General features: G+C 55.4%; 22 protein-coding genes. 10 read left to right on the forward strand and 12 right to left on the reverse strand.

Features of this window, described 5'->3' with window-relative positions:
* The first annotated feature begins 185 nt into the window (after positions 1 to 185).
* Complete coding sequence (locus AS19_RS00125; RefSeq protein ID WP_011587322.1) at positions 186 to 362, forward strand: DUF1328 domain-containing protein; 177 nt, start codon at positions 186 to 188, stop codon at positions 360 to 362.
* 149 nt (positions 363 to 511) lie between these two features.
* Here the strand turns inward: AS19_RS00125 and AS19_RS00130 are convergent, their stop codons facing one another.
* From AS19_RS00130 to AS19_RS00140, 3 genes are all read right to left on the reverse strand, one after another.
* Complete coding sequence (locus AS19_RS00130; protein WP_011587323.1) at positions 512 to 1,372, reverse strand: pirin family protein; 861 nt, start codon at positions 1,370 to 1,372, stop codon at positions 512 to 514.
* 67 nt (positions 1,373 to 1,439) lie between these two features.
* A complete protein-coding gene (locus tag AS19_RS00135; protein ID WP_011587324.1) occupies positions 1,440 to 2,444 on the reverse strand; it encodes a glutathione S-transferase family protein in 1,005 nt (334 codons plus the stop codon).
* 38 nt (positions 2,445 to 2,482) lie between these two features.
* Positions 2,483 to 3,079: an FMN-dependent NADH-azoreductase gene (locus AS19_RS00140; protein WP_011587325.1), complete on the reverse strand. Its 597-nt coding sequence runs from the start codon at positions 3,077 to 3,079 to the stop codon at positions 2,483 to 2,485.
* Between the two features lie 129 nt (positions 3,080 to 3,208).
* Between AS19_RS00140 and AS19_RS00145 the strand changes: the two genes are divergently transcribed.
* Together AS19_RS00145 and AS19_RS00150 are read left to right on the forward strand one after the other, a co-directional pair.
* Complete coding sequence (locus AS19_RS00145; RefSeq protein ID WP_011587326.1) at positions 3,209 to 4,147, forward strand: LysR family transcriptional regulator; 939 nt, start codon at positions 3,209 to 3,211, stop codon at positions 4,145 to 4,147.
* A gap of 30 nt (positions 4,148 to 4,177) precedes the next feature.
* Entirely contained in the window at positions 4,178 to 4,705 is a 528-nt protein-coding gene (locus tag AS19_RS00150) for a DUF4136 domain-containing protein (RefSeq protein ID WP_011587327.1), read from the forward strand.
* Here the strand turns inward: AS19_RS00150 and AS19_RS00155 are convergent.
* Complete coding sequence (locus AS19_RS00155) at positions 4,689 to 6,002, reverse strand: ATP-binding protein (RefSeq protein ID WP_011587328.1); 1,314 nt, start codon at positions 6,000 to 6,002, stop codon at positions 4,689 to 4,691. The genes AS19_RS00150 and AS19_RS00155 overlap by 17 nt on opposite strands.
* The gene (locus AS19_RS00160; protein WP_011587329.1) at positions 5,999 to 6,661 is read right to left on the reverse strand and encodes a response regulator; all 663 of its coding nucleotides are present in this window, start codon (positions 6,659 to 6,661) and stop codon (positions 5,999 to 6,001) included. The genes AS19_RS00155 and AS19_RS00160 overlap by 4 nt, the downstream gene beginning before the upstream one ends.
* Before the next feature lie 111 nt (positions 6,662 to 6,772).
* Here AS19_RS00160 and AS19_RS00165 point away from each other — a divergent pair, with 111 nt between their 5' ends.
* Together AS19_RS00165 and dsbG are read left to right on the forward strand one after the other, a co-directional pair.
* Complete coding sequence (locus tag AS19_RS00165; protein ID WP_041704536.1) at positions 6,773 to 7,582, forward strand: TlpA disulfide reductase family protein; 810 nt, start codon at positions 6,773 to 6,775, stop codon at positions 7,580 to 7,582.
* Positions 7,579 to 8,127: a thiol:disulfide interchange protein DsbG gene (dsbG, locus tag AS19_RS00170; protein ID WP_011587331.1), complete on the forward strand. Its 549-nt coding sequence runs from the start codon at positions 7,579 to 7,581 to the stop codon at positions 8,125 to 8,127. The genes AS19_RS00165 and dsbG overlap by 4 nt, the downstream gene beginning before the upstream one ends.
* A gap of 100 nt (positions 8,128 to 8,227) precedes the next feature.
* Here dsbG and AS19_RS00175 read toward each other — a convergent pair whose 3' ends face one another.
* From AS19_RS00175 to pyrR, 3 genes are read right to left on the reverse strand one after another with little or no spacing between them, the layout of a single operon-like run.
* Positions 8,228 to 9,520, reverse strand: coding sequence for a dihydroorotase (locus tag AS19_RS00175; protein WP_046961592.1), 1,293 nt, complete (start codon positions 9,518 to 9,520; stop codon positions 8,228 to 8,230).
* The gene (locus tag AS19_RS00180) at positions 9,507 to 10,520 is read right to left on the reverse strand and encodes an aspartate carbamoyltransferase catalytic subunit (protein ID WP_011587333.1); all 1,014 of its coding nucleotides are present in this window, start codon (positions 10,518 to 10,520) and stop codon (positions 9,507 to 9,509) included. The genes AS19_RS00175 and AS19_RS00180 overlap by 14 nt, the downstream gene beginning before the upstream one ends.
* 2 nt (positions 10,521 to 10,522) lie before the next feature.
* The gene (pyrR, locus tag AS19_RS00185; RefSeq protein ID WP_011587334.1) at positions 10,523 to 11,071 is read right to left on the reverse strand and encodes a bifunctional pyr operon transcriptional regulator/uracil phosphoribosyltransferase PyrR; all 549 of its coding nucleotides are present in this window, start codon (positions 11,069 to 11,071) and stop codon (positions 10,523 to 10,525) included.
* Positions 11,072 to 11,299: 228 nt separating this feature from the next.
* Here pyrR and AS19_RS00190 point away from each other — a divergent pair, with 228 nt between their 5' ends.
* On the forward strand, positions 11,300 to 11,893 hold the full coding sequence (locus AS19_RS00190; protein ID WP_011587335.1) for a cytochrome b: 594 nt from the start codon (positions 11,300 to 11,302) through the stop codon (positions 11,891 to 11,893).
* 24 nt (positions 11,894 to 11,917) lie between these two features.
* On the forward strand, positions 11,918 to 12,508 hold the full coding sequence (locus AS19_RS00195) for a YceI family protein (RefSeq protein WP_041705191.1): 591 nt from the start codon (positions 11,918 to 11,920) through the stop codon (positions 12,506 to 12,508).
* Between the two features lie 119 nt (positions 12,509 to 12,627).
* On the opposite strand, the gene AS19_RS00200 is transcribed toward AS19_RS00195, so the two are convergent.
* Positions 12,628 to 13,443, reverse strand: a complete 816-nt coding sequence (locus AS19_RS00200) for a DUF3298 and DUF4163 domain-containing protein (protein WP_011587337.1) — start codon at positions 13,441 to 13,443, stop codon at positions 12,628 to 12,630.
* Between the two features lie 129 nt (positions 13,444 to 13,572).
* Here AS19_RS00200 and AS19_RS00205 point away from each other — a divergent pair, with 129 nt between their 5' ends.
* The gene (locus AS19_RS00205) at positions 13,573 to 14,019 is read left to right on the forward strand and encodes a YtoQ family protein (RefSeq protein WP_011587338.1); all 447 of its coding nucleotides are present in this window, start codon (positions 13,573 to 13,575) and stop codon (positions 14,017 to 14,019) included.
* Between the two features lie 141 nt (positions 14,020 to 14,160).
* A complete protein-coding gene (locus AS19_RS00210; protein ID WP_046961593.1) occupies positions 14,161 to 14,634 on the forward strand; it encodes a hypothetical protein in 474 nt (157 codons plus the stop codon).
* 157 nt (positions 14,635 to 14,791) lie between these two features.
* On the opposite strand, the gene AS19_RS00215 is transcribed toward AS19_RS00210, so the two are convergent.
* Positions 14,792 to 15,709, reverse strand: coding sequence for a homoserine kinase (locus tag AS19_RS00215; RefSeq protein WP_011587340.1), 918 nt, complete (start codon positions 15,707 to 15,709; stop codon positions 14,792 to 14,794).
* A 264-nt stretch (positions 15,710 to 15,973) separates the two neighbouring features.
* On the opposite strand from AS19_RS00215, the gene AS19_RS00220 reads away from it, so the two are divergent.
* Positions 15,974 to 17,002: an alpha/beta hydrolase gene (locus AS19_RS00220; RefSeq protein ID WP_035459672.1), complete on the forward strand. Its 1,029-nt coding sequence runs from the start codon at positions 15,974 to 15,976 to the stop codon at positions 17,000 to 17,002.
* A gap of 323 nt (positions 17,003 to 17,325) precedes the next feature.
* Here AS19_RS00220 and AS19_RS00225 read toward each other — a convergent pair whose 3' ends face one another.
* Together AS19_RS00225 and AS19_RS00230 are read right to left on the reverse strand one after the other, a co-directional pair.
* Positions 17,326 to 17,799 carry a peroxiredoxin gene (locus tag AS19_RS00225; RefSeq protein ID WP_011587342.1) on the reverse strand — a complete coding sequence of 158 codons (474 nt, stop codon included), beginning with the start codon at positions 17,797 to 17,799 and terminating at the stop codon, positions 17,326 to 17,328.
* Between the two features lie 262 nt (positions 17,800 to 18,061).
* On the reverse strand, positions 18,062 to 19,996 hold the full coding sequence (locus tag AS19_RS00230; protein ID WP_046961594.1) for a hypothetical protein: 1,935 nt from the start codon (positions 19,994 to 19,996) through the stop codon (positions 18,062 to 18,064).
* Positions 19,997 to 20,163: the final 167 nt, after the last annotated feature.

The raw sequence follows: 20,163 nt of genomic DNA on the forward strand, positions 1-20,163 counted from the left end.
AATGATCTTCGGGGGGCTTTTCATCCATTCCTATAATAAATGTGTTGATGAGCATTCGGGCTATAACGATTAAAATGTCAAAGAAGATTAAATGTCTGAGTGGTTATGAGCCAAGCCAGTGCTCAGTTTGATACGGTGAAAGTGAAAGGTCGTACAACACACCAACCATGGATGAGGTATCAATTATGCTTGGATGGGCTCTCACATTTCTTGTCGTAGCAATTATTGCTGGCGTACTCGGCTTTGGTGGTATCGCTTCCGGCGCGGCATCCATTGCCAAAATTATTTTCTTTATCTTTCTGGCACTGCTGGTCATTAGCCTGGTCGTCAATGCGCTGAAAGGGCGTGGTCCGAAAGTGTGACAGCGTTATTACCAGTGGGTGAGGGCTGCGCCTATCACTCACTGGACATCGGCCTCTAGAAGTGAATAACTATGCGCTGTGGCACTCTTATAAGGCTTCGATTATAGAGTTGTTCACTAAGGTGACCGGTTATTGTCATAATCGCATCGCTATAACAACGACGACTGTGCTGTCAGCGTTCCATCACGGTAATCCCGCAGGGTTTGATTAATTTCACTTTGAGTGTTCATCACGAAGGGGCCATATTGCACTATCGGCTCCCCCAGCGGCTTGCCTGACAGCAATAACAGACGCGCCCCCCTTTTTCTTGCTACTAGCTTTACATTATCACCATCGGTCAAGGTGGCTAGATGATGGGTTTCCACGGTCTCTCCGCTCACCTCTATGCGACCTTCGAACAGATACACAAAGGCGTTATGGCCCCGCGCCAGTGGCACGGTAAGGTTTTCTCTCGGGCGTAGTACCACATCTAGATATAACGGGTTGGTTTGGCCGCCTTTCATCGGAGCACTGAGCGTTTGCTCGGCAATCGTCACTTCACCGGCAATGGCTTTGATCTGCCCACCACTGGCCAGATCCAACCGCGGCATCTCTGTATCAGCAATATCTCGATACGTTGCCGGCTTCATTTTTTCCGCTGCGGGCAAGTTAATCCACAGTTGAAAACCGCGTAACAAACCGTTTTCCTGTTGTGGCATTTCTTCATGGATAATACCGCTTCCAGCGGTCATCCATTGCACGCCACCCTGTTTGAGATCCCCTTCGTTTCCTAGGTGATCTCGGTGACGCATATGGCCTTCCACCAAATAGGTCACCGTTTCAAATCCCCGATGCGGATGCGGCGGAAAGCCGGCAATATAATCGTCGGGATTGTCGGAGGAAAACGCATCGAGCATCAGAAACGGGTCCAAACGCATGAGAGGGGTATATCCCAGTGCGCGCTTCAGCTTAACGCCAGCACCATCGGATGTATCCATTGCGCGAAACGTATTAAGAATGCTGCGTTCCATAAGAACCTCCTAAACTTAATGGCAGAAGCCGACATTTCGCCAAAACATCACCTTCGTCCCGCCGGTTTTAGACGTGGACAATCTCTCGCTTTCCCAACGGCTCGCGGCCGTGTGGCGAGTTCCAGTCCAGCTGCGGGCCGATGGAAATAATCCCATGGGGGTTGATAGTCGGGTGGCTGCGAAAATAGTGGTGACGAATATGTGCTAAGTTCACCGTTTCGGCCACGCCGGGAAGCTGATAAATGTCTTTTAGTAAGCCCTGTAAATTTGGATAATCGCTGATCCGTTGCCGGTCGCACTTGAAGTGCGTGACATACACCGGGTCAAAGCGAACCAGGGTGGTCCACAGCCGAATATCTGCTTCTGTTAAGGTATTGCCTACCAGGTAACGCTGTTTGCTCAACCGCTCCTCTAATACATCGAGTCGCTTGAATAAGGCCTCTACCGCATCGTCGTAGGCGTCCTGACGGGTAGCGAAACCGGCCTTGTATACGCCGTTGTTAACGTCGTGATAAATGCCTTCGTTGATCGTTTCGATATCTGCTTGTAATGCTTCAGGGTAGTAATCGCCCGCGGTAACGCCGAGCTCATCAAAACTGCTGTTAAGCATGCGGATAATATCGGCGGATTCATTGCTGACGATGGTTTCCTGTTGTGTATCCCAGAGTACGGGTACGGTCACCCGACCGGTATAATTGTGATCGGCCTTGAGGTACAACTCATACAGCTTTTTGAAACCATACAATGAATCTCCAGTGGCCCCGTCAAAGTCATCCCGTAGTTCCCAACCGCTCTCCAGCATGAGCGGATGAACCACAGACACACTAATATGTTGCTGCAAACCTTTCAGCGTGCGCATAAGCAGCGTGCGGTGGGCCCACGGGCAGGCATAGGAGACATAAAGATGGTAGCGACCGCTTTGCGCCTGAAAGCCGCCCTCACCACTGGGGCCTGCGCTGCCATCGGCGCTGATCCAGTTACGAAACTGACTCTGAGAGCGCTCGAAACGACCACCGGTACTTTGGGTGTCGTACCACTTATCTTGCCATCTTCCGTCGACTAACAATCCCATGATGCTCTCTCTCTACGTAAATGTGCTTTTGTCTTACCTCAAGTGCTTGCTAGTAGTTCAGAACGCGCCACAGCTAACGCTTTTTCTTTGACGTCGTCGCCCATGTTCAACCCTTCGGCGAATACAAACTCCACATCGGTGATGCCGATAAAACCGAAGAACAATTTGATATATGGAGTGACCGTATCGTTGCTGGTGCCGGCATAGATACCCCCTCTGGCTGCTAGTACCGTTACAGGTTTGTTTTCCAGCAAACCCTGTGGCCCCTTTTCGGTATAACGAAAGGTGATTCCGGCACGGGCTACGTGATCAATCCAACTCTTCAACTGGCTGGGAATGCCGAAGTTGTACATGGGAAGGCCCAGCACAATATGGTCTGCCGCCTTGATCTCATCAATCAGGGCCAAGGAAAACGCGTCGATCGCTTGCTGTTCGTCGGTGCGCTGCGTTGCCGAGGTGAAAAAGGCGCTAACGCGATTACCGTCTAGGTGAGGAATGGGATCTGTAGACAGGTCTCGTACGCGCACCGTAGCTTGCGGATGTTTGGCTTTCAGCGCATCTACCTGCGCATTAACCAGTGCGGAGGAATTACCGTTATCACCAAAGACGCTGCTTTTGATCACCAGAATGTTCATAACCCCAACTCCATTTATTGTGTGGCCGGCCCAGGTGGGCGACAGGATTGTTTCTATGGATCTATTGTGGTTTCAGTAAATACGATATAAAACGGGATAAACCTGCACATTTATCTCAGGAATTTCGATATGTCAGCCAAAATTACACTGGATCAGTGGCAGGCGTTGCTGGCTGTGGTGGATGAGGGAGGCTATGCCAGCGCTGCTGAGGCCCTGAATAAGAGCCAGTCGGCGATTAGCTATGCGGTGCAAAAGATAGAAACCGAGCTGGGAGTGCGCGCCTTCACTCTGGAAGGGCGACGCGCCAAGCTCACTGAAACCGGACAAATGCTGTACCGCCAAGCCAAAGTGCTGGTGGAGGAAGCTAACCGCCTAGAAAGCGCGGCCATTCAGCTCAGTCAGGGTTGGGAGCCGCTGGTACGGGTAACGGCCGACGGGTTATTTCCCCAGCATTGTATGTTGTCCGCGCTGGATGCTTTCGCTCAGCACAGCCCTCTGACACGGGTTGAATACAGTGAGACTATCCTGTCCGGCTCTGATGAAGCGCTGCTGCGCAAGGAGGCCGATGTGGTAGTAGGCGGACGTGTGCCACCAGGTTTTTTTGGCGACCCCCTGATGCGGGTACGTTTTCTGGCCGTGGCAGCTGCCGATCATCCATTGGCCCAGGCTAAGGAGCTGACCCATGAAGATCTTCGCCACCACCGCCAGATCGTGGTTCGTGATTCCGGCAGCCGACGTATTGATTCCGGTTGGCTCGGCGCAGAGCAGCGCTGGACCGTATCTCATGCCTCCACTCGAATGGCAGCAATTCGTCGCGGGCTGGGCTTTGCTTGGGTGCCGGAATCTGAAATGGGTGACGGCCTTGAGACCGGCGCCCTGAAGGTTCTGGCCTTGGATGAAGGAGTAGAGCGCATGATGGACTTGTACCTGATTTATGCTGATGGCCAATACGCAGGCCAAGCCGCCCGTTATCTTGGGGAGCGGATTCGAGATGCTGCTGCCTTGCCTTGTCCGGGGGTGACGGTTTCGGCTCGCTCACCCGCTAATGACGCGCAAAGCGTAAAATAGGGCGCACACGCCAAACGTGAGGAGACTGCCATGCAACGTTTAATGATTCCGAGATTTCTGGTGCTGGCCTCAGCCTTGTTGCTCAGTGCCTGCGTTAGCCCGGTGGTAATCGACAGCCAGCCGGACGCGAATCTTGCCCAATACCAGACTTACGCCTTTGTTTCCCAGGCTGAAGACGGTCCCCGCGAGCTGGATGATCAACGCACTCTGGCTGCGCTGGAAAAAGCGCTGGCGGCGGAGGGAATGACCGAGGTCGATGCAGACCAAGCGGATGTGCAGGTGAAATACTTTTTCAAGCGTGAGCAGCGCTTTGATGGTTCCTCCGTTCAATTTGGGTTTGGTTTTACCCGTAACAATGTGGGGTTGGGAGCCTCCACTCCCACAGAAGGCGAGATTAGCGACGAATACAAGCTGGTAGTGCAGTTGATTGATCCTCAGAACCGCAATGTAGTGTGGCAGGCAACCAGCCGTGACAAAATGCATGATGAGATGAGCAGTGAGCGTCGCAATACGTATATTCAAAAAGCGGTAGAGGAAATGTTCAAGCAGTATCCGTAAGCGGCCAACTCAAGGTGGCACAAAGCCCCCCGCCCGCGCGATTGTGCAGAGTAAGCTGCCCGCCGCTGCGGGCCATCACGGTGGCTACAATGGCTAGGCCTAGACCCGTTTGCCCTCGGTCCCCGCGGTGGCCCCGCGCGCAAACCACCGCTTGATTGTCACTGATTCCTGGACCTTGGTCCTCCACATGGATGTGCAGCTCACGGGTATTCGCCACTACGCGAATCCACACTTCCTTGCCCTTTGGTGTGTAACGCAACGCATTCTCCAGCAAGTTGCGTAATGCCAGGCTGGCCAGGGAGGGGGCTGCCAGTGTTATCCCGGCACACGCTTGGTCATCACGCTGCACGGCTTGCCGCTGCGGGTGTCCGGCCAGCTGGGCCAAACTTTCATCGATCACCTTTCTCACTAGGCGCGGCCGACTCTGTGGTAGTCCGTCTAGGCGGGCCAAGGCCAGCAACTGTTGCAGGTTATCCGCCATCCTTGAACTGGCGTTCTCCGCTGCCGTCAATGCCATCATGGCTGGTGCATCTGGAGCCATTTTTAAGCGGGCAACTTGTAACTGGGTTTTCAGTGCTGCCAGCGGCGTACGCAGCTCATGGGCTAGATCATCGGTTAGGCGGCGTTCGCGCAACAATGCCTGCCGGGCCTGGTCGGCCCAACCATCCAGCGCGGTTACCAATGGCATCAGTTCAGTTATCCCCGCCGCGCTGGACGCCACCCCGGATTTTGTCTGCACGGGCCGTGACTCAAATTCCTTGCGCATCGCATCCAAGGGTGCCAAGCCACGGCTCACAGCCCAGCGCACCGCCAACCAGGCGCCCAATAGTGCCAGCAACAGGCCTACCAGCAACGCCCAGGCTAGGGTCGACAACAGGGATTCACGCACCGCCATGGGTTCCGCTGTCGCCACCCGTATTTGCCCTTCGCTGACGGTATACACGCGCCAGCGCTCACCCTCCAGGGATCGTTCCGTAAAGCCGTCCTGAGCACTGGCAAGGTGAGCCGTTGGGGCTCCACCGGAGCGTGCCAAAATTTCGCCCCGTACATTCATCACCTGACAAAATAACCCGCTATTCACCGCGGCCTGCAACCCAGGGTTACCGGATAACACCGGTGCACTGGCATTGGCCATGGAAGCGACCATGCGTGCCGACGCTGCCAGACGTTGATCCAGTGCCGTTCCCAGATGCTGCTTGACGGTATTGTGTAACCACAATGCCAACAGCAACCAGACACTCAGCAAGCTGAGCGCCACCAGCCACAGCACCCGGGAACGTAATGAGCGTGCCATCATAGCGGCGCGCCTAACCGGTAACCGCCACCGCGTACGGTTTCCACAATGCGACTATCCAGTTTGCGGCGCAGGTTATGGATATGTACCGTCAAAGCGTTGCTCTCCACGCCGTCCATCCAGCCGTAAACACGGTCGGCCAATTGGTCCGCCGTGAGTAACCGACCCTGGCTTTGCAACAAAGCAAGCAACAACGCCATTTCCCGCCGTTGCAATTCCACTTCTTTATCCGCCAGCCAGACTTGCTGTCGGAACGGATCGACCCGTAGCCTGCCATGCTCAATAAACGGACGGGCTTGGCCCCGGGTACGACGCAATAGGGCCTGTAAGCGCGCTGCCAGCTCGCCCAAATCAAACGGCTTAATCAGGTAATCATCGGCGCCGCGCTGCAAGCCATCAATGCGGTCTTGCACGGCGTCTCGGGCGGTGAGGATCAATACCGGCACCGTCAGCCCAGCCTCACGCCATTGGCAAAGGGCTTCACTACCCTCTTGGTCGGGCAGTCCTAGATCTAGCACCAACGCATCAAAATCCACGCTTTTCCAAGCGGCCAGGCCGTCCCGCGCAAGCGTCACCCAGGCTACGGTAAATCCCATGGCTTGTAGACCGGCCTGAATACCGTCGCCTAACAGAGCATCATCTTCGATCAATAAAATATGCATGCCGTTCTGACCCGGTTAGGCTGCTCAAGTTGCAACCCAGTGTATGCTCCGCCAGTTAACTCACGGTTAATGGAGCCGGGTCACACTGGTGACTTCTTGATTGGAGATACCGTGGACACAGTCATTATTGGGCCTCTGGCCCTGCCGGCAGGCACCTTCGTGGTGCTGGTCGGGTTTTTCGCCGCTACCCTGGCTAGCCTGTGGTGGCAACGACGCGGCCAACGCATTGAAGCAACACTTTGGTTGATTGCGGTTACCGCCGTGTTTGGTGCCCGTCTGGCATTTGTGTTGCGCTACCACAACCAATATGAATCTTGGCTGGCCATGCTCGATATCCGTGACGGAGGCTGGTGGTGGCCCGGTGTACTACTGGCCCTGCCGGTGCTGGCCGTTAGCCTGTTCCGACACACCCGCGTTCGGGCTGCGCTGCTATCCACCTGTGCAGCCGCCATGCTCACCATGACGGTGACGCTTGCTGCTCTGCAGGCATTGTCGCCAACACCCAGCCCGCTACCTGACGTCACGCTGTATAACCTAGAAGGGGAGACCGCCACACTAAAATCGGCGGCTAACGGGGTAACACTGGTAAATCTGTGGGCGACCTGGTGCCCACCATGCCGACGGGAGATGCCGGTGCTTGAAAGCGCACAGCAACGTTACCCAGATGTCCGCTTCATTCTCGTCAATCAGGGTGAGAACCCGACTCAGGTTCGCCAGTATCTCACCGAAGAGCAGCTGCACTTTGAATACCTGCTACTGGACCCGCATACCGATTTGGGTCGCTATGCAGGCAACCGAGGGCTACCACTGACTCTGCTGTTCGACAATAAGGGGCAAGAAGTGGCGCGCCATTTTGGCCCCCTGTCCGACGCCAGCCTGCACCACTTTCTCAACCATAACCTTTCCGGAGACACCCCATGAGCAAAATAGTTGTCCTGCTGCTAACCCTGCTGGCTCCCCTTATTAGCCAAGCCGAAGCGGCTTCGATGGACAGCCTGCTGACCCAGCTAGAGGCCAGCAGCTGGGTGGCAGAAGGTGCGCAGGAGCCGCAGCGGGTCGCCTATCTATTCACAGATATGGCTTGCCCCTACTGCGCTCGATTATGGGAAAACATGCAGCCGATGATTAACGACGCCGATAATGTGCTGCAGGTCCGTCATATCATCGTCGGGCTGATCAACCCTAAACGCAGCTTCACGCAAGGCGCTGCAGTGCTGGGGGCTCCAGATCCGAGCGCTGCATTGGCAGAACACGAAGAGTATTATGATGACGGCGGTATTCGACCGCTGGAGCGAGTACCTGATGCCATTCGCAGCCAGATTCAAAGCAACACAGCGTTGATGATCGGGCTCGGCCTGCAAGGCACACCGACACTCATTTTCCAAGACAAGGAAGGGCGCTGGCGCGTGGCGCCAGGGATGATCGGCGAAGCCGACCTAAGACAGCAAGTGTTTCAGCTACATTAAACGAAACGCGAAATGTTCAACGTTGAAATGCGAACAAAGCGCAAAACGAGAGGCAAGGCTCTCGCTCGCGCTTTTTAACGTTCAATTTTGAGCGGGCGGCTCAATCCGATAACCAGCTTACTTTGCCCTGACATACCGTCAACTTCACGGTGCCCTTGAGCTGAGCATGGCGCCAAGGAGAATTGTTGCCGGCGGATAACCAATCTTCGCTGAGATCTTTTGCCGCGGTGGGGTCGAGCACACATAGGCTCGCCGGGCGGCCGGCTTCCAGCTGGCCGGCCTGAATACCGAGGCAGCGAGCGGGAGCGGCGGTGACGGCATCTAGCGCGCGCAGCAAGTCCAGCTTGCCCTCATCCACCAGTTGCAGCACTAACGACAGCAGCACATCTAGCCCGGCCATACCCGGCTTGGTGGTTGGGAAGGGGGCCGCCTTGCTGGAGGAACCAATGGGCGTGTGCTGAGAGCAGATAGCATCGATGGTGCCATCGGCCACCGCTTCCAGCAGTGCTTGCCGGTCCTCGGCACTGCGCAGCGGCGGGATCACGTGGCAATGGCTGTTGAAACCTTCCAGCGCCGATTCATCCAGCAACAAGTGCTGAATGCTCACATCTGCGGTCACCGGCAGGCCTCGCCGTTTGGCGGCTTTCAGCAGGCGCAAAGAATCGCGGCTGGAGATCTGTTGGAAATGTGCCCGCACTCCGGTGGCCTCCACCAACAACAGGTCGCGTGACAGGTCCACGCTTTCCGCCACGGCGGGAATGCCGGGCAGGCCGAGGCGGGTGGCCACCGGCCCTTCGTGGGCACAACCGCCGGCACTGAGCGCCGAATCCTGCGGCCGGAACATCACTGGCAAATCAAAGGTCGCCGCGTATTCCAAGCTGCGCTTGAGTACCAGCGCATTGGCCACCTTGCCACCGGCATTGCCCACCGCAATACAGCCGGCTCGGGCCAAGGTAGACATTTCTGCCAGTTGTTCGCCCAGCAGGCCCTGAGTCATGGCGGCGATGGGCATGATACGGGCAAACCCGGCCTGCCCGGCCTGTTCGCGGATCAATCGAACCACGGCGGTGGAATCCACCGGCCCACAATCAGGCTGGGCGGCCAAATGGGTAATGCCCCCCGCCGCCGCGGCACGGGTTTCACTGGCAATATCGCCGGTGCGACCACTGCCGGGCAGAGACAAATGCACGCAGGCATCCACTAGCCCCGGCAATACCCAGAGGCCATCGGCCTGGATAATATCGGCACCTGGTGCATCCAGGCTGGCACCGATGCGGGTCAAGCGACCGTTTTCGATCAGCAGGTCGGCCACGTCGTCGCGGCCACTGGCCGGATCAATCACCCGGCCTTTGCGGATCAGGATGTGGGCGCGTTTACGGTTAGCGCTGGCCATGGGCACCTCCCGCTGCGGACATGTCGCTATCCTGACCACTGATGGCCATGGACATGACCGCCATACGCACGGCGATGCCGAACGTCACTTGGTTGAGAATCACTGATCGAGGGCCATCCGCCACTTCCGACGCGATTTCCACGCCCCGGTTAATAGGCCCGGGGTGCATCACGATGGCGTCCTCTTTAGCAAATAGCAGCTTGTCGTTGTTAAGCCCGTAGAGCCGAAAAAACTCAGCTTCACTGGGCAGCAAGGCGGAATCCATACGCTCTTTTTGCAGACGCAGCATGATTACCACATCCACGTCTTTTAGGCCCTGAGCCATGTCGGTGAACACGGTTGCGCCGAGGGCTTCTGCATCTACCGGAAGTAATGTCTTCGGGCCGATCAGGCGTACTTCATCGGCGCCAAGAATATTCAATGCATGGACCTGGGAGCGGGCCACACGGGAATGGAGAATGTCACCAACGATGGCCACTTTCAGGCCCTCGAAGCCGCCCTTGTAGTGGCGAATGGTATACATGTCGAGCATCGCCTGAGTGGGGTGCGCATGGCGTCCGTCACCGGCATTGATCACCGCTACGTTGGGGGTTACTTCATTGGCGATGAAGAAAGGCGCTCCGGAATCCTGATGGCGCACTACGAACATGTCCGCCGCCATGGCTTCCAAATTACGCAGGGTATCGAGCAGGGTTTCGCCCTTGCTGGTCGCTGATTTGGCAATGTCCAGATTGAGCACATCCGCGCTCAGCCGCTGGGCCGCCAGCTCAAAGGTGCTGCGGGTGCGGGTACTGGATTCGAAGAACAGGTTCACCACGGTTTTGCCGCGTAACAGTGGGACCTTCTTGATTGCCCGGCCGCCCACATCCACAAAGCTTGCAGCCGTATCGAGAATATCTTCCAGCAGGGAGCGGGGCAGATGCTCAGTGGTGAGAAAATGGCGGAGCTTACCGCTGTCGGTAAGTTGTACTCGGGAGGATGGCGCAAGCGTCGGCGTCATTCTTATGACCTTGTCTCAGTATCGTCCTCAACAACCAGATTGCGAATTTCGGCAATCAATGGAGAGGGTCCGCGTAATTCTATCCGCTGATGGGGGGGTAATGCCAAAGTTTCCCCACAAATATCAGCACCAATCGGTAATTCCCGACGGCCGATGTCGAACAATACCACTAGGGATATGGACGCCGGGCGGCCAAAATCGAACAATTCGTTCATGGCCGCTCGAATGGTGCGGCCGGTCATTAGCACGTCATCCACCAGTAAAATGTGCTGGCCGTCCACATCGAAGGGCAGCTTGGATGGCGTTACCTTGGGTTTAAGGCCGCGGGTATCAAAGTCGTCTCGATAAAAAGCCGGGTTCAGTGAGCCCAGCGGTAACGCGGTCGGCAATCGCGCATTCAGAGCCTGCGCTACCCAGGCTCCCCCGGACTCAATTCCTACTAACAACGGTGCCTTGCCTGCAAACTGGTCATTGATGGCAGTAGCCATGGCATCCAGGTGTGTCTGCAATTGTTGCTCATCCCAGCTCAAGGCTGTTCTCCCACAATCCATAAACCGTAAGAGTAGCAGAAGGCTGGGCTGCTGAGGCAATCAACGGAACAGCTGATCAAATCGTTCAGTTTTTTGCGCTGTGTCGCAGCAAGCAATGCGGACAAGCTAGTCTCAGCACCAAGGCGACTGTAAGTTTTGTATTATTTGGAACCCATCGTGCTGTACGGACTCCAAGCTACTAAGGGATCGCCCGGTCATAAGGGCGAAGAACATTGGAAGGGAATCACCATGAAACTGCGCAATGACTCGCAACGCTTTGGCGCTATTGCCCTGCTATTCCACTGGCTGGTGGCATTGGCGGTGATTGGCCTGTTTGCATTGGGCTTTTATATGGTGGATTTGGGTTACTACGACCCTTGGTATCGTAAGGGGCCTGATCTGCATCGTAGCGTTGGCGTTCTGCTGTTTATTGTCATGACTCTTCGTCTTGGCTGGCGATTTATCTCGCCGCCACCGGCGCCGCTTGCGTCCCACAAACCCTGGGAAAAGATCAGTGCCCACCTTACCCACTGGGCTCTGTATATTTTGTTGTTTGTAGCCATGGTGAGTGGCTACCTGATTAGCAGCGCCGATGGCTCTTCCGTTGCGGTGTTTAATTGGTTTTCCGTGCCCTCGGTCAGTGGCCACCAAACTGGCCTAGAGGACACCGCCGGGCTGATTCATTACTGGGTCACTTGGGCGGTGATTGGGTTAGCCAGCGTGCACGCGCTCGCCGCCATTAAACATCACTTTCTTGATCGCGATGATACATTGCGGCGCATCCTTGGCTTGGCGCCTCGCACCAACCCGTCTCCCTCAACGGGCACACACAATTATTCTTAATCATCCAAACGGAGCTTGATGCTTATGTTGACGTTATTGAAAAAAATCACCCTTCCCACCTTGGCACTGCTGCTTAGCAGTATGGCGTTTGCCGAGCAGCCCGGCGGCACCTACAAGTTCGATACCAAGGGCACTCACCAGTTTGTCATGTTCAAAATTTCCCACCTGGGTTACAGCTGGCTGTATGGGCAATTTAATGATTTTACCGGTGAGTTCACTGTGGATGCGGACAATCCGGAGAACAGCCAGGTAACCGCCATCATCCAGACCGCCAGTGTGGATTCCAACCATGCCGAGCGAGACAAGCACCTGCGCGGTGATGATTTTCTAGACGTGAAGAAATTTCCCACCGCGACGTTTAAAAGCACAAGCGTTGAAAAAACCGGCGAGCAAACCGCTAAAATCACAGGGGACTTCACCCTGCATGGTGTGACCAAGCCGGTAACCCTGGATGCCAAACTGATCGGCCATGGCGATGATCCTTGGGGCGGCTACCGTATGGGCCTAGAAGCTAGCACTACTCTGACACTGGCAGATTTTGGTATTACCAAGAATCTAGGACCGGCGTCTGAAACAGTGGAGATAATTATTTCAGTGGAAGGCATCAAGCAGTAACGCTGTTGGTTCTCGTAGGTCGGATTAGTCGCCTTAGGCGTAATCCGACACTGACGTGTTGGTCTCGGCGTTAATGTAAAACCGTGGGCACGGCATGTGCCAATTCAGGCGGTGCTTTCTTATAAATAGGGCGCGCGCAAGATACCATCCAGGTCTGAATAAGGAATCGTCAGGGTCGGCTGCCCCATGGCGTAAGGGGCGATGTGGTACACATTGTATTGCAGCACGAGCCCCTTATCAGTGAAGAAGACGTTATCGGTTTTGTCGAACGGCCAGCTGTCACGGAAAGCTTGGTCCAAATTTTCTTTATTCAGCCACGCGGTATGTTGCTCGCGGGCTTTTTCCCAGAAAGCAGCTTGTTGGCCCGGCACCAGCATGTCGTTTAGTTTGACACTTTGTTGTTTAGCGAGATCCCAGTGAAAGTACTGCACGCTAGGCACCCCGTGGGCGCCCCCGGTGTATTCATAGGTTTCCATAGACAGAGTGATAACGTCTCCGCGGCGACCCTGTTTTTTCACCGTAGCGGTAAGCTCCCAGCCCTGCCTCGAGGCCATGGCCATGTCGGACGCGTCTTGCAGAAATGCATCCGCCAGATCTTCAATGCGGACATCGTGGTTGGGGTTATCTTCATTGTGAATCAGCATGGCAGCAAGGTGCTGGGTGATAGCGTCGTTCAGTTCAGCTTGATTCTCAAAGGTGAGCCATTGTAGGTCGACTTTTGGGCAGCCGTCAGCGTCACACTGCTCATCGGTTTTTTCTAGCGCGTGAACATTGCGTACTAGGGTTTGTGGCGTAGCCCCTTTTGGGTTGGCGGCGGGGTTTTTAATAGCGGCGGCACTGTCGGTGGATTTGGCTGTGGGCTTAGCCGGTGCGTTTGAGTCTTCGCACCCTGCTAGCAGCGCAGAGGCGATCAGAAGAATCAGTGTTATACGCATGGCAAACCTTCCTGAAATCGGTGAGAACCTGATGGCATTTAACGGCAGTGGCCGCTCCGGTTCAAGGTGGCTTTTGCAATCAAGCGAGCCTATCCTGCCGTTTTTCAGCTATCAATCGGGAGAATGAGCATGAGCTTCTGGACCGTTTATCTTTCTGGAGAAATTCACACGGATTGGCGCGAACGCATCGTCAAGGGCTGCATCGATAAGGAGCTGGATATTGAGTTTAGCGGCCCAGTGACTGACCACGAGGCTAGCGACAAAGTGGGCGTGAGTATTTTAGGCGCAGAAGAGAAGCGTTTCTGGGAAGATCGTTTAGGTGCGGGCATCAATGGTATCCGGACCCGCAAGCTGATCGATGAGGCTGACCTTGTGGTGGTGCGGTTTGGCCCCAAGTATAAACAGTGGAATGCGGCATTTGATGCTGGTTACACCGCGGCCTTGGGGACACCGATGATCATTTTGCACGATGAAGAGCATGATCACCCCTTGAAAGAGGTGGATGCTGCCGCCGACGCGGTGGCGCGCACTCCAGAGCAGGTGGTGGAAATGCTGGCATATATTCTTAACGCTTAACCCTCATTCGTTATGCCACGGGGCTCTGGTCCGGTTTCAGCGTCTTGTTTTATGTCTTTTTACATCATTGGGGGAGCATTTTGCGGTATGGCTTGTCGCATTCGTGTACAGGAACAAAAAGCAAAGCAAGGAGTTCTCCCGATGACACACCGATTATTGGCCGCCGCCACTCTCATGTTGGTTACCACCGCTACGGCGTGGGCAGAGACAGAAGGCGTTCCCAACGTAAAAACGCCGGAACCAGAAAAAATAGAGACTCAAATAGAAGAAACGTTGGCGGATATCCAGAGCTATTCTGTGGAGCAGAAGAATCAAGCTATGCGAGTGGCCCGCCATGCCATTGACGATCTAAATCAACAAGTTACCCTGCTACAGGGTGACATCAACAGCCAATGGAAGGAGCTGTCCCAAGAGGCACGTTTGCACAAGCAAGACGCGCTTGCCTCGTTGAAAGAGCAGCAGGCGGATCTGGAGAGCCATTACCAGGCCTTGCAGAATGCCAGCGAAGATAATTGGGAGGCGGCCAAGGTGAAATTTCAGCGGAGCTGGGAAGCTGCCAAGCAAGGCTGGCAAAGCCTAACGGCGCCTTCCCCGGCTCAGGACGAGACCCCCTAAATAGAAGGCTCGATAATGTTTATATTTGAGCTTCGGTCAGCTCCTGGGCGCACGCGGTAGCCACCACAAAGAGGGTGGGCGGACTAGACGTTAGTCTGTTTCGAAGATGAACGGGGTGTTGGTGATGTGTGTTTTAACTTGCAGCACACCCCTTCCCCTATACGGCGAACGCTTCCAGCCGCTGTCGGTAAATCCGTGCAAACTCTTCCGGGTTTTTGCTGCCTTGCCCTTCACTATGGTCAGACACTGGGCCGGCTAGCCGTGATAACCAGAACCTCAGAGCCGCTACCGGCAGTGCTTCATTCAAGCGGCGGGTGTCTACGCTGCGGCCCTGGCCCCGATAAGCTGACAGTAAGGCGTGCTCCCGTTCTGCCACCACGTGGCCTCTAGCATCTACACACCAATCGTTGAGTGCAACGGCTAGGTCGTACTCCGGATGGTCCTGGCAGGCGTTATAGAAATCCAGCAAAGCGCTTATTTCACCGTTGTCCCATAGCAGGTTGTCACGGAACAGGTCGCCGTGAATCAAGGTGGTGCCAGCGGGGTGGGCCAGCCAGCGGTGAAGCAAGCGTGCCGCGTTGTCTCGATCAGCGGTGGGTAATTTGTCTAGATGATGAGTGAAATCGCGCAGCCGCGCCCGTTCGCTGGGGAGCGGCTGCAGCTGCTCCGTGTGGCTAGCGTGTAGCCGTGCCAGCAAAGCACCAACCTGCCTGCAGCGATCGGCATCCACAGAGAAATCGTGCCTGCCTGGCAGGCGCGGCATTAACACTGCCGGTTTGCCCGCAACGGTAATTTGGTCGTTGCCGCTGGCAGTCGCTAGTGGTGCAGGCACGGGTAAGTGTTGTTTGGCCAACTGTTTTAGTAGAGTCAGGTACGGGGTTAGCGCGGGATGGTCGAGGGATTCGAACACCGTTAACACTAGCGGGCAGGGCTGATCATGTTTGCCAAGGCCATCGATAAGGAAAGTGCTATTCTCGATGCCGTGACTGGCGGCGTGATAATCACGCAACTGAAAACCAAATTGTTCCAGCACTTTTGCCAGTTGGGTCGGGCTGAGTGGTGTATACACGGACATCACAATCCTCAAGCTTGGAAAAGGCCGCAGATGACCGGACTCTGCAGACGGGCAATGGTATAAAAGGGCGTCAACGCGAATCAGCAAAGCGTTTGCTATTAACAATAGCAAACCGATGATGGGTAATGCGTTACTGGATGCGTTTTGGGTTGTTGTGTCGTCTCCATATTCGAGGTTGAGTTCCTGGTCAGGCTAGTGTTTCCCTTGTCTATTATAGCGAGCCGCATGGTGTGTGCTGCTTATTGCAAAACTTAAGGAGAACTGATGAATCCTGCCGTTATTGAGCGGGCCACGGTACGTGCCCTGATGTCTTTGCCGGGCCCGGTTTTGGAGCGTTTGGCTGCGGGTTTGGAAACCCATAGTCGTCCGCATTTGGATTCGCGTCTGCGCTTTCTGCTTGCGCTCAGTGGGGCCAAGCCCACCCTGGATTCAGGGACGGTGGAGCAGGCTCGGCAGATTTATCGGAGCACGCTGGCATTGCTAGATATGGCACCGGTTAGCCTTCCTGTGGTTGTTGATCATCAGGTTAGCATGGAGGACGGTAGCCAAATTCTAGTGCGCCGTTATCGCCCGGCCGATGCTCCGCTGGTGTCACCGGCTATTATGTTTTTTCACGGTGGAGGATTCACTATTGGCGGTGTTGAAGAGTATGACCGGTTGTGTCGCTATATAGCGAAGCGTACCAATGCGGTGGTGCTGAGTGTGGATTACCGGTTGGCGCCGGAACACCCAGCCCCTGCCGGCATGGATGATGCGTTGGAGGCTTGGCGCTGGTTGCTGAATAACACCGCGCAGCTGGGGCTTGATCCGAACCGCTTGGCGGTGATGGGCGATAGCGCTGGCGGCTGCATGAGCGCAGTGGTGTCACAACAGGCCAAGCTGGCCGGCCTGGCGTTGCCAGCTTTACAGGTGCTGATCTACCCCACCACTGACGCCGCCCTGGCCCACCTTTCCGTGCAAACGTTGGGGCAAGGGTTCGGCTTGGATATACCGCTGCTGACTTGGTTCCGAGGACACTTTGTTCAAGACCCAGCGGTGATCGAGGACTACCGCGTTTCGCCCCTGCGCAACCCTGATTTAACTGGCCTGCCTGAGGCGATCGTTATCACGGCTACGGATCCCTTGCGGGACGAAGGCTTGGAGTACGCCCAAAAATTACGTGAGGCAGGAAACACGGTGACCTCACTGGATTATCCCGAACTGATACACGGCTTTATTTCCATGGGGGGTGTTGTTCCGGCGGCGCGTAAGGCAATCAATGACATTTGCGTTGAGACCAAGCGGCGGTTGTGATTCAGGCAAAAGCCATTGGATTTTATGGTGGAGTGCATGAATCAGCGGGGGAATGGCTGGGGTGGTGCACCGATGCAAAGGCGGTTTCAGGGTCTCAAGTTAGAGTAAGAGGCGGCGATGGGTTGCCAAGGCTTGCCTGAGGCAAAGAAAGGCGTCGGTGGTTGTCTGATGGATTACTGCAACGCGCACCGCCTTACTCTTTCAATGGTGGCATGGTCTTCCTGGTGGTAGAGAAAACGTAAAGTTCTTTTCGTTATTTGTTGGTCACTACAGCCGGCACGGCGCGCGGCGGCAACATACGCCGTGCGCCGTGCCGGTTATTCCTATAGTTGTTTCAGTACGGTGTCCGCACTGCTCTTGTCCACGCCTTTGGCATCTACGCCCAGATATTCCACTACGCCATCGTTGGCAATCAGCGCGAAACGTTTGCTGCGAATGCCCATACAGCCACCGGTCGCGTCTAGCTCTAGCCCCAGCGCCTTGGCCAGTTCAGCGTTACCATCCGCTAGCATGGTAATTCGCTCGGCATTCTGATCTTTCTGCCAAGCACCCATCACAAAGGCATCGTTCACTGCCATACAGGCAATGGCATCGACTTTCTCCAGCAACGCATCGGCGTTAATGACGAAGCCGGGCATGTGGGTGTTGGAACAGCCAGGGGTGAATGCTCCGGGAACGGCAAACAGGACAACTTTACGCCCTTTGAAAAAGTCACCGGTGTTGAGGTCCTGGGGGCCATCGGGACCGTTGGTTTTCAGCGTGATAGAAGGGAGGTTGTCGCCAACTGCAATGCTCATGGTTCGCGTCCTTGGCTTGAGAATGGACACTCACTGTAGCAAACCGGCAAGAACAAGAAAGCACTGTGTAAGCTGGTTGGAATAGTTAGAGGGTATAGGAGGTAAAAGGCAGGGTTAAATCGGGGGGAACGAGTGACGAAAAGGAAAGATAATACCGGGTAGCGCTCTTTCGCAAATTGTTACTAGTGGTGCATGTGCATGCACGAATGCCATGCAGGGAAACGATAAACAGGGCGGAGGTCTCCCTCCGCCCTTAATCGCGTTAGCCGAGCAGACCGCCTAGTAATCCACCCAGAACCGGGCCGAGTACAGGAATGTCAGCCAGCACATCGCTAAGCGGGGCTAGCAGCGAGCCGGCAGCATTCTCACCGAGCAGGCTTACCAGCAGTGAGCCTACTAGGTCGCCTACTATCGGTAGTGACTGTACTAAGCCGATCACTGCGTCGAGCAAATTGCCATCCTGGTCCAGAATGCCGTTAAGCAGTTGGCTGGGATCGCCACCTGCCAAGCCACCCACCAGGCCGCCAAGCAGGCTGTCGAGCAGGCCTTGTAGGGCGGGTTGCTCAATGAGCATGGCCAGATCGGGAGTAAGAAGGCTATCTCCGGCACCACCTTGCAGCACAGTGAGGATCTGGTTAAGCAAATCACCTACGACGGGTACTTCATTGAGTAGGTCGACGCCAGCCAAGAGCTCGCCTCCGCTTGCCACTCCGGTCAGGGTGGCCAGTAGTGGCTCCAATAGATCGCCCAGCAGAGGGACTTCGGTTAATAGATCGCCGAACTGTCCTAACTGGCCAGCAGATTGAGTCAGGCAATCTAATGGGCTGCCAGATTCACACGCCACAGCACCTAGCAGTTGGTCGATCACATTACCCAATACGGGGATTTCAGCCAGCAGGTCGGTGACAACAGTTAGTTGGTCGCCAGACAGGCCGTTCAGCAGGCTTTCCAAATCTAAGGCGTCTGTCGGTAGGCCACCGCTATCGCCGCCAGCAATCCCGTTGAGTAGATCCCCAAGGATAGGGAGCTGGGTGAGCAATTCGGGAAGGGTTTGCAGGTCTTTCAGTGGCGCAAAAAGATCGCCGCCGTTGTTCAGTAGCCCAGCAAGCAGATCGCCCAGAACCGGAATTTGCTCCAGCAGAGTGGGGAGGGTTTCCAGCAACGCGAGGTTGCCTGGCTCAGCAAGGCCAGCCAGCAGGTCCGTTAAGATTCCTGGGTTGATGGTTCCGCCGCCCAGCAGGTCGCCCACAGGGCCTAGCTTTTCACCGGCGGCCAGCAGACAGGTTAGTGGATCCGCATCTTCAGGGCACAATTCGCCAAGACCACCGGACAGGTTAAGAATGCTGCCAACGCCGCCGAGCACTTCGGTCAAACATGCTTGGGGCTGAAAATTATCGGCGCGGGTAGATATTGGACACAGGGCGGTGGACAAGCTATTCACTGTGCTGATTAGTGGCTCGCCCTTGGACAGATTTTCAGCCACTTGGCTTAAGCACACTTGCGGGTTCAGTGAATCCTCGCAGCCCAAATAACCGAGAACACCGATAAGCGTGCTGTCCGGCACGGTGTTGACAGTTTCAATGATGCACTCGATTGGGTTAGTGGAGCTGGGGCACAGTTGTTGGCCGATAGGGCCACTGTTATCCAACAATCCTGTCAGAGTGTCTTTCAGGTAAGCACCCGACTCCAAAAGACAATTCTGTAGGAAATCTGGGTTGGTGGCGCTGCTGAGTAAGTTAGATTCGGTGGCAGCAACGGTGTCGGCACATAGCAGGCCGAGTAGGTTGTCATTGCCAAGAGAGATATTTTCCAGTGCCTCATTTTCACAGGTCAGCACATCAATAGCGCCGCCCAATTGAGTGCCAAGCAGAGCCTGCGGGCAAACTGATACGGTGAAATGGTTGTTGGTATCTATCAAAGTGAGGAGCTGGGCTTCTTCTTCCTCTGTTACCGGAGGCACGGTGTCGTCTTCATCGCCGCCGCCAGTATCGCCGCCGCCAGTATCGCCGCCGTCGGTGTCTCCGCTGTCGGTATCGCTGCCGTCGGTATCGCCGCCGCCAGTGTCGCCGCTGCCGGTGTTACCGGTTTCTTGGTTGGTACTTGTGCTACCGGAAGAGCTGCTGCCGCCGCCGTCGCCACAGGCGGTTAATACTGCCATAAAGGTAAATAGCAGCAATAATCGGGTCAAATGTAACATGTGAATCCCCCTCTAACATGAATATACGAAACAAGCTGTCAGGGCGTTGTTTATGTCAACGCCCTGGGGGGAGGGTATAAAATTCGTTGCGTTGCGAGTGTTGGCTAAAAATATCGTTTTGTATCTGTAATTGCAGTGTTTTGTAATGCACAGGTATTGAGCACGCT

It is taken from the genome of Alcanivorax sp. NBRC 101098, assembly GCF_001010505.1.
GTDB classification, from domain to species: domain Bacteria; phylum Pseudomonadota; class Gammaproteobacteria; order Pseudomonadales; family Alcanivoracaceae; genus Alcanivorax; species Alcanivorax borkumensis.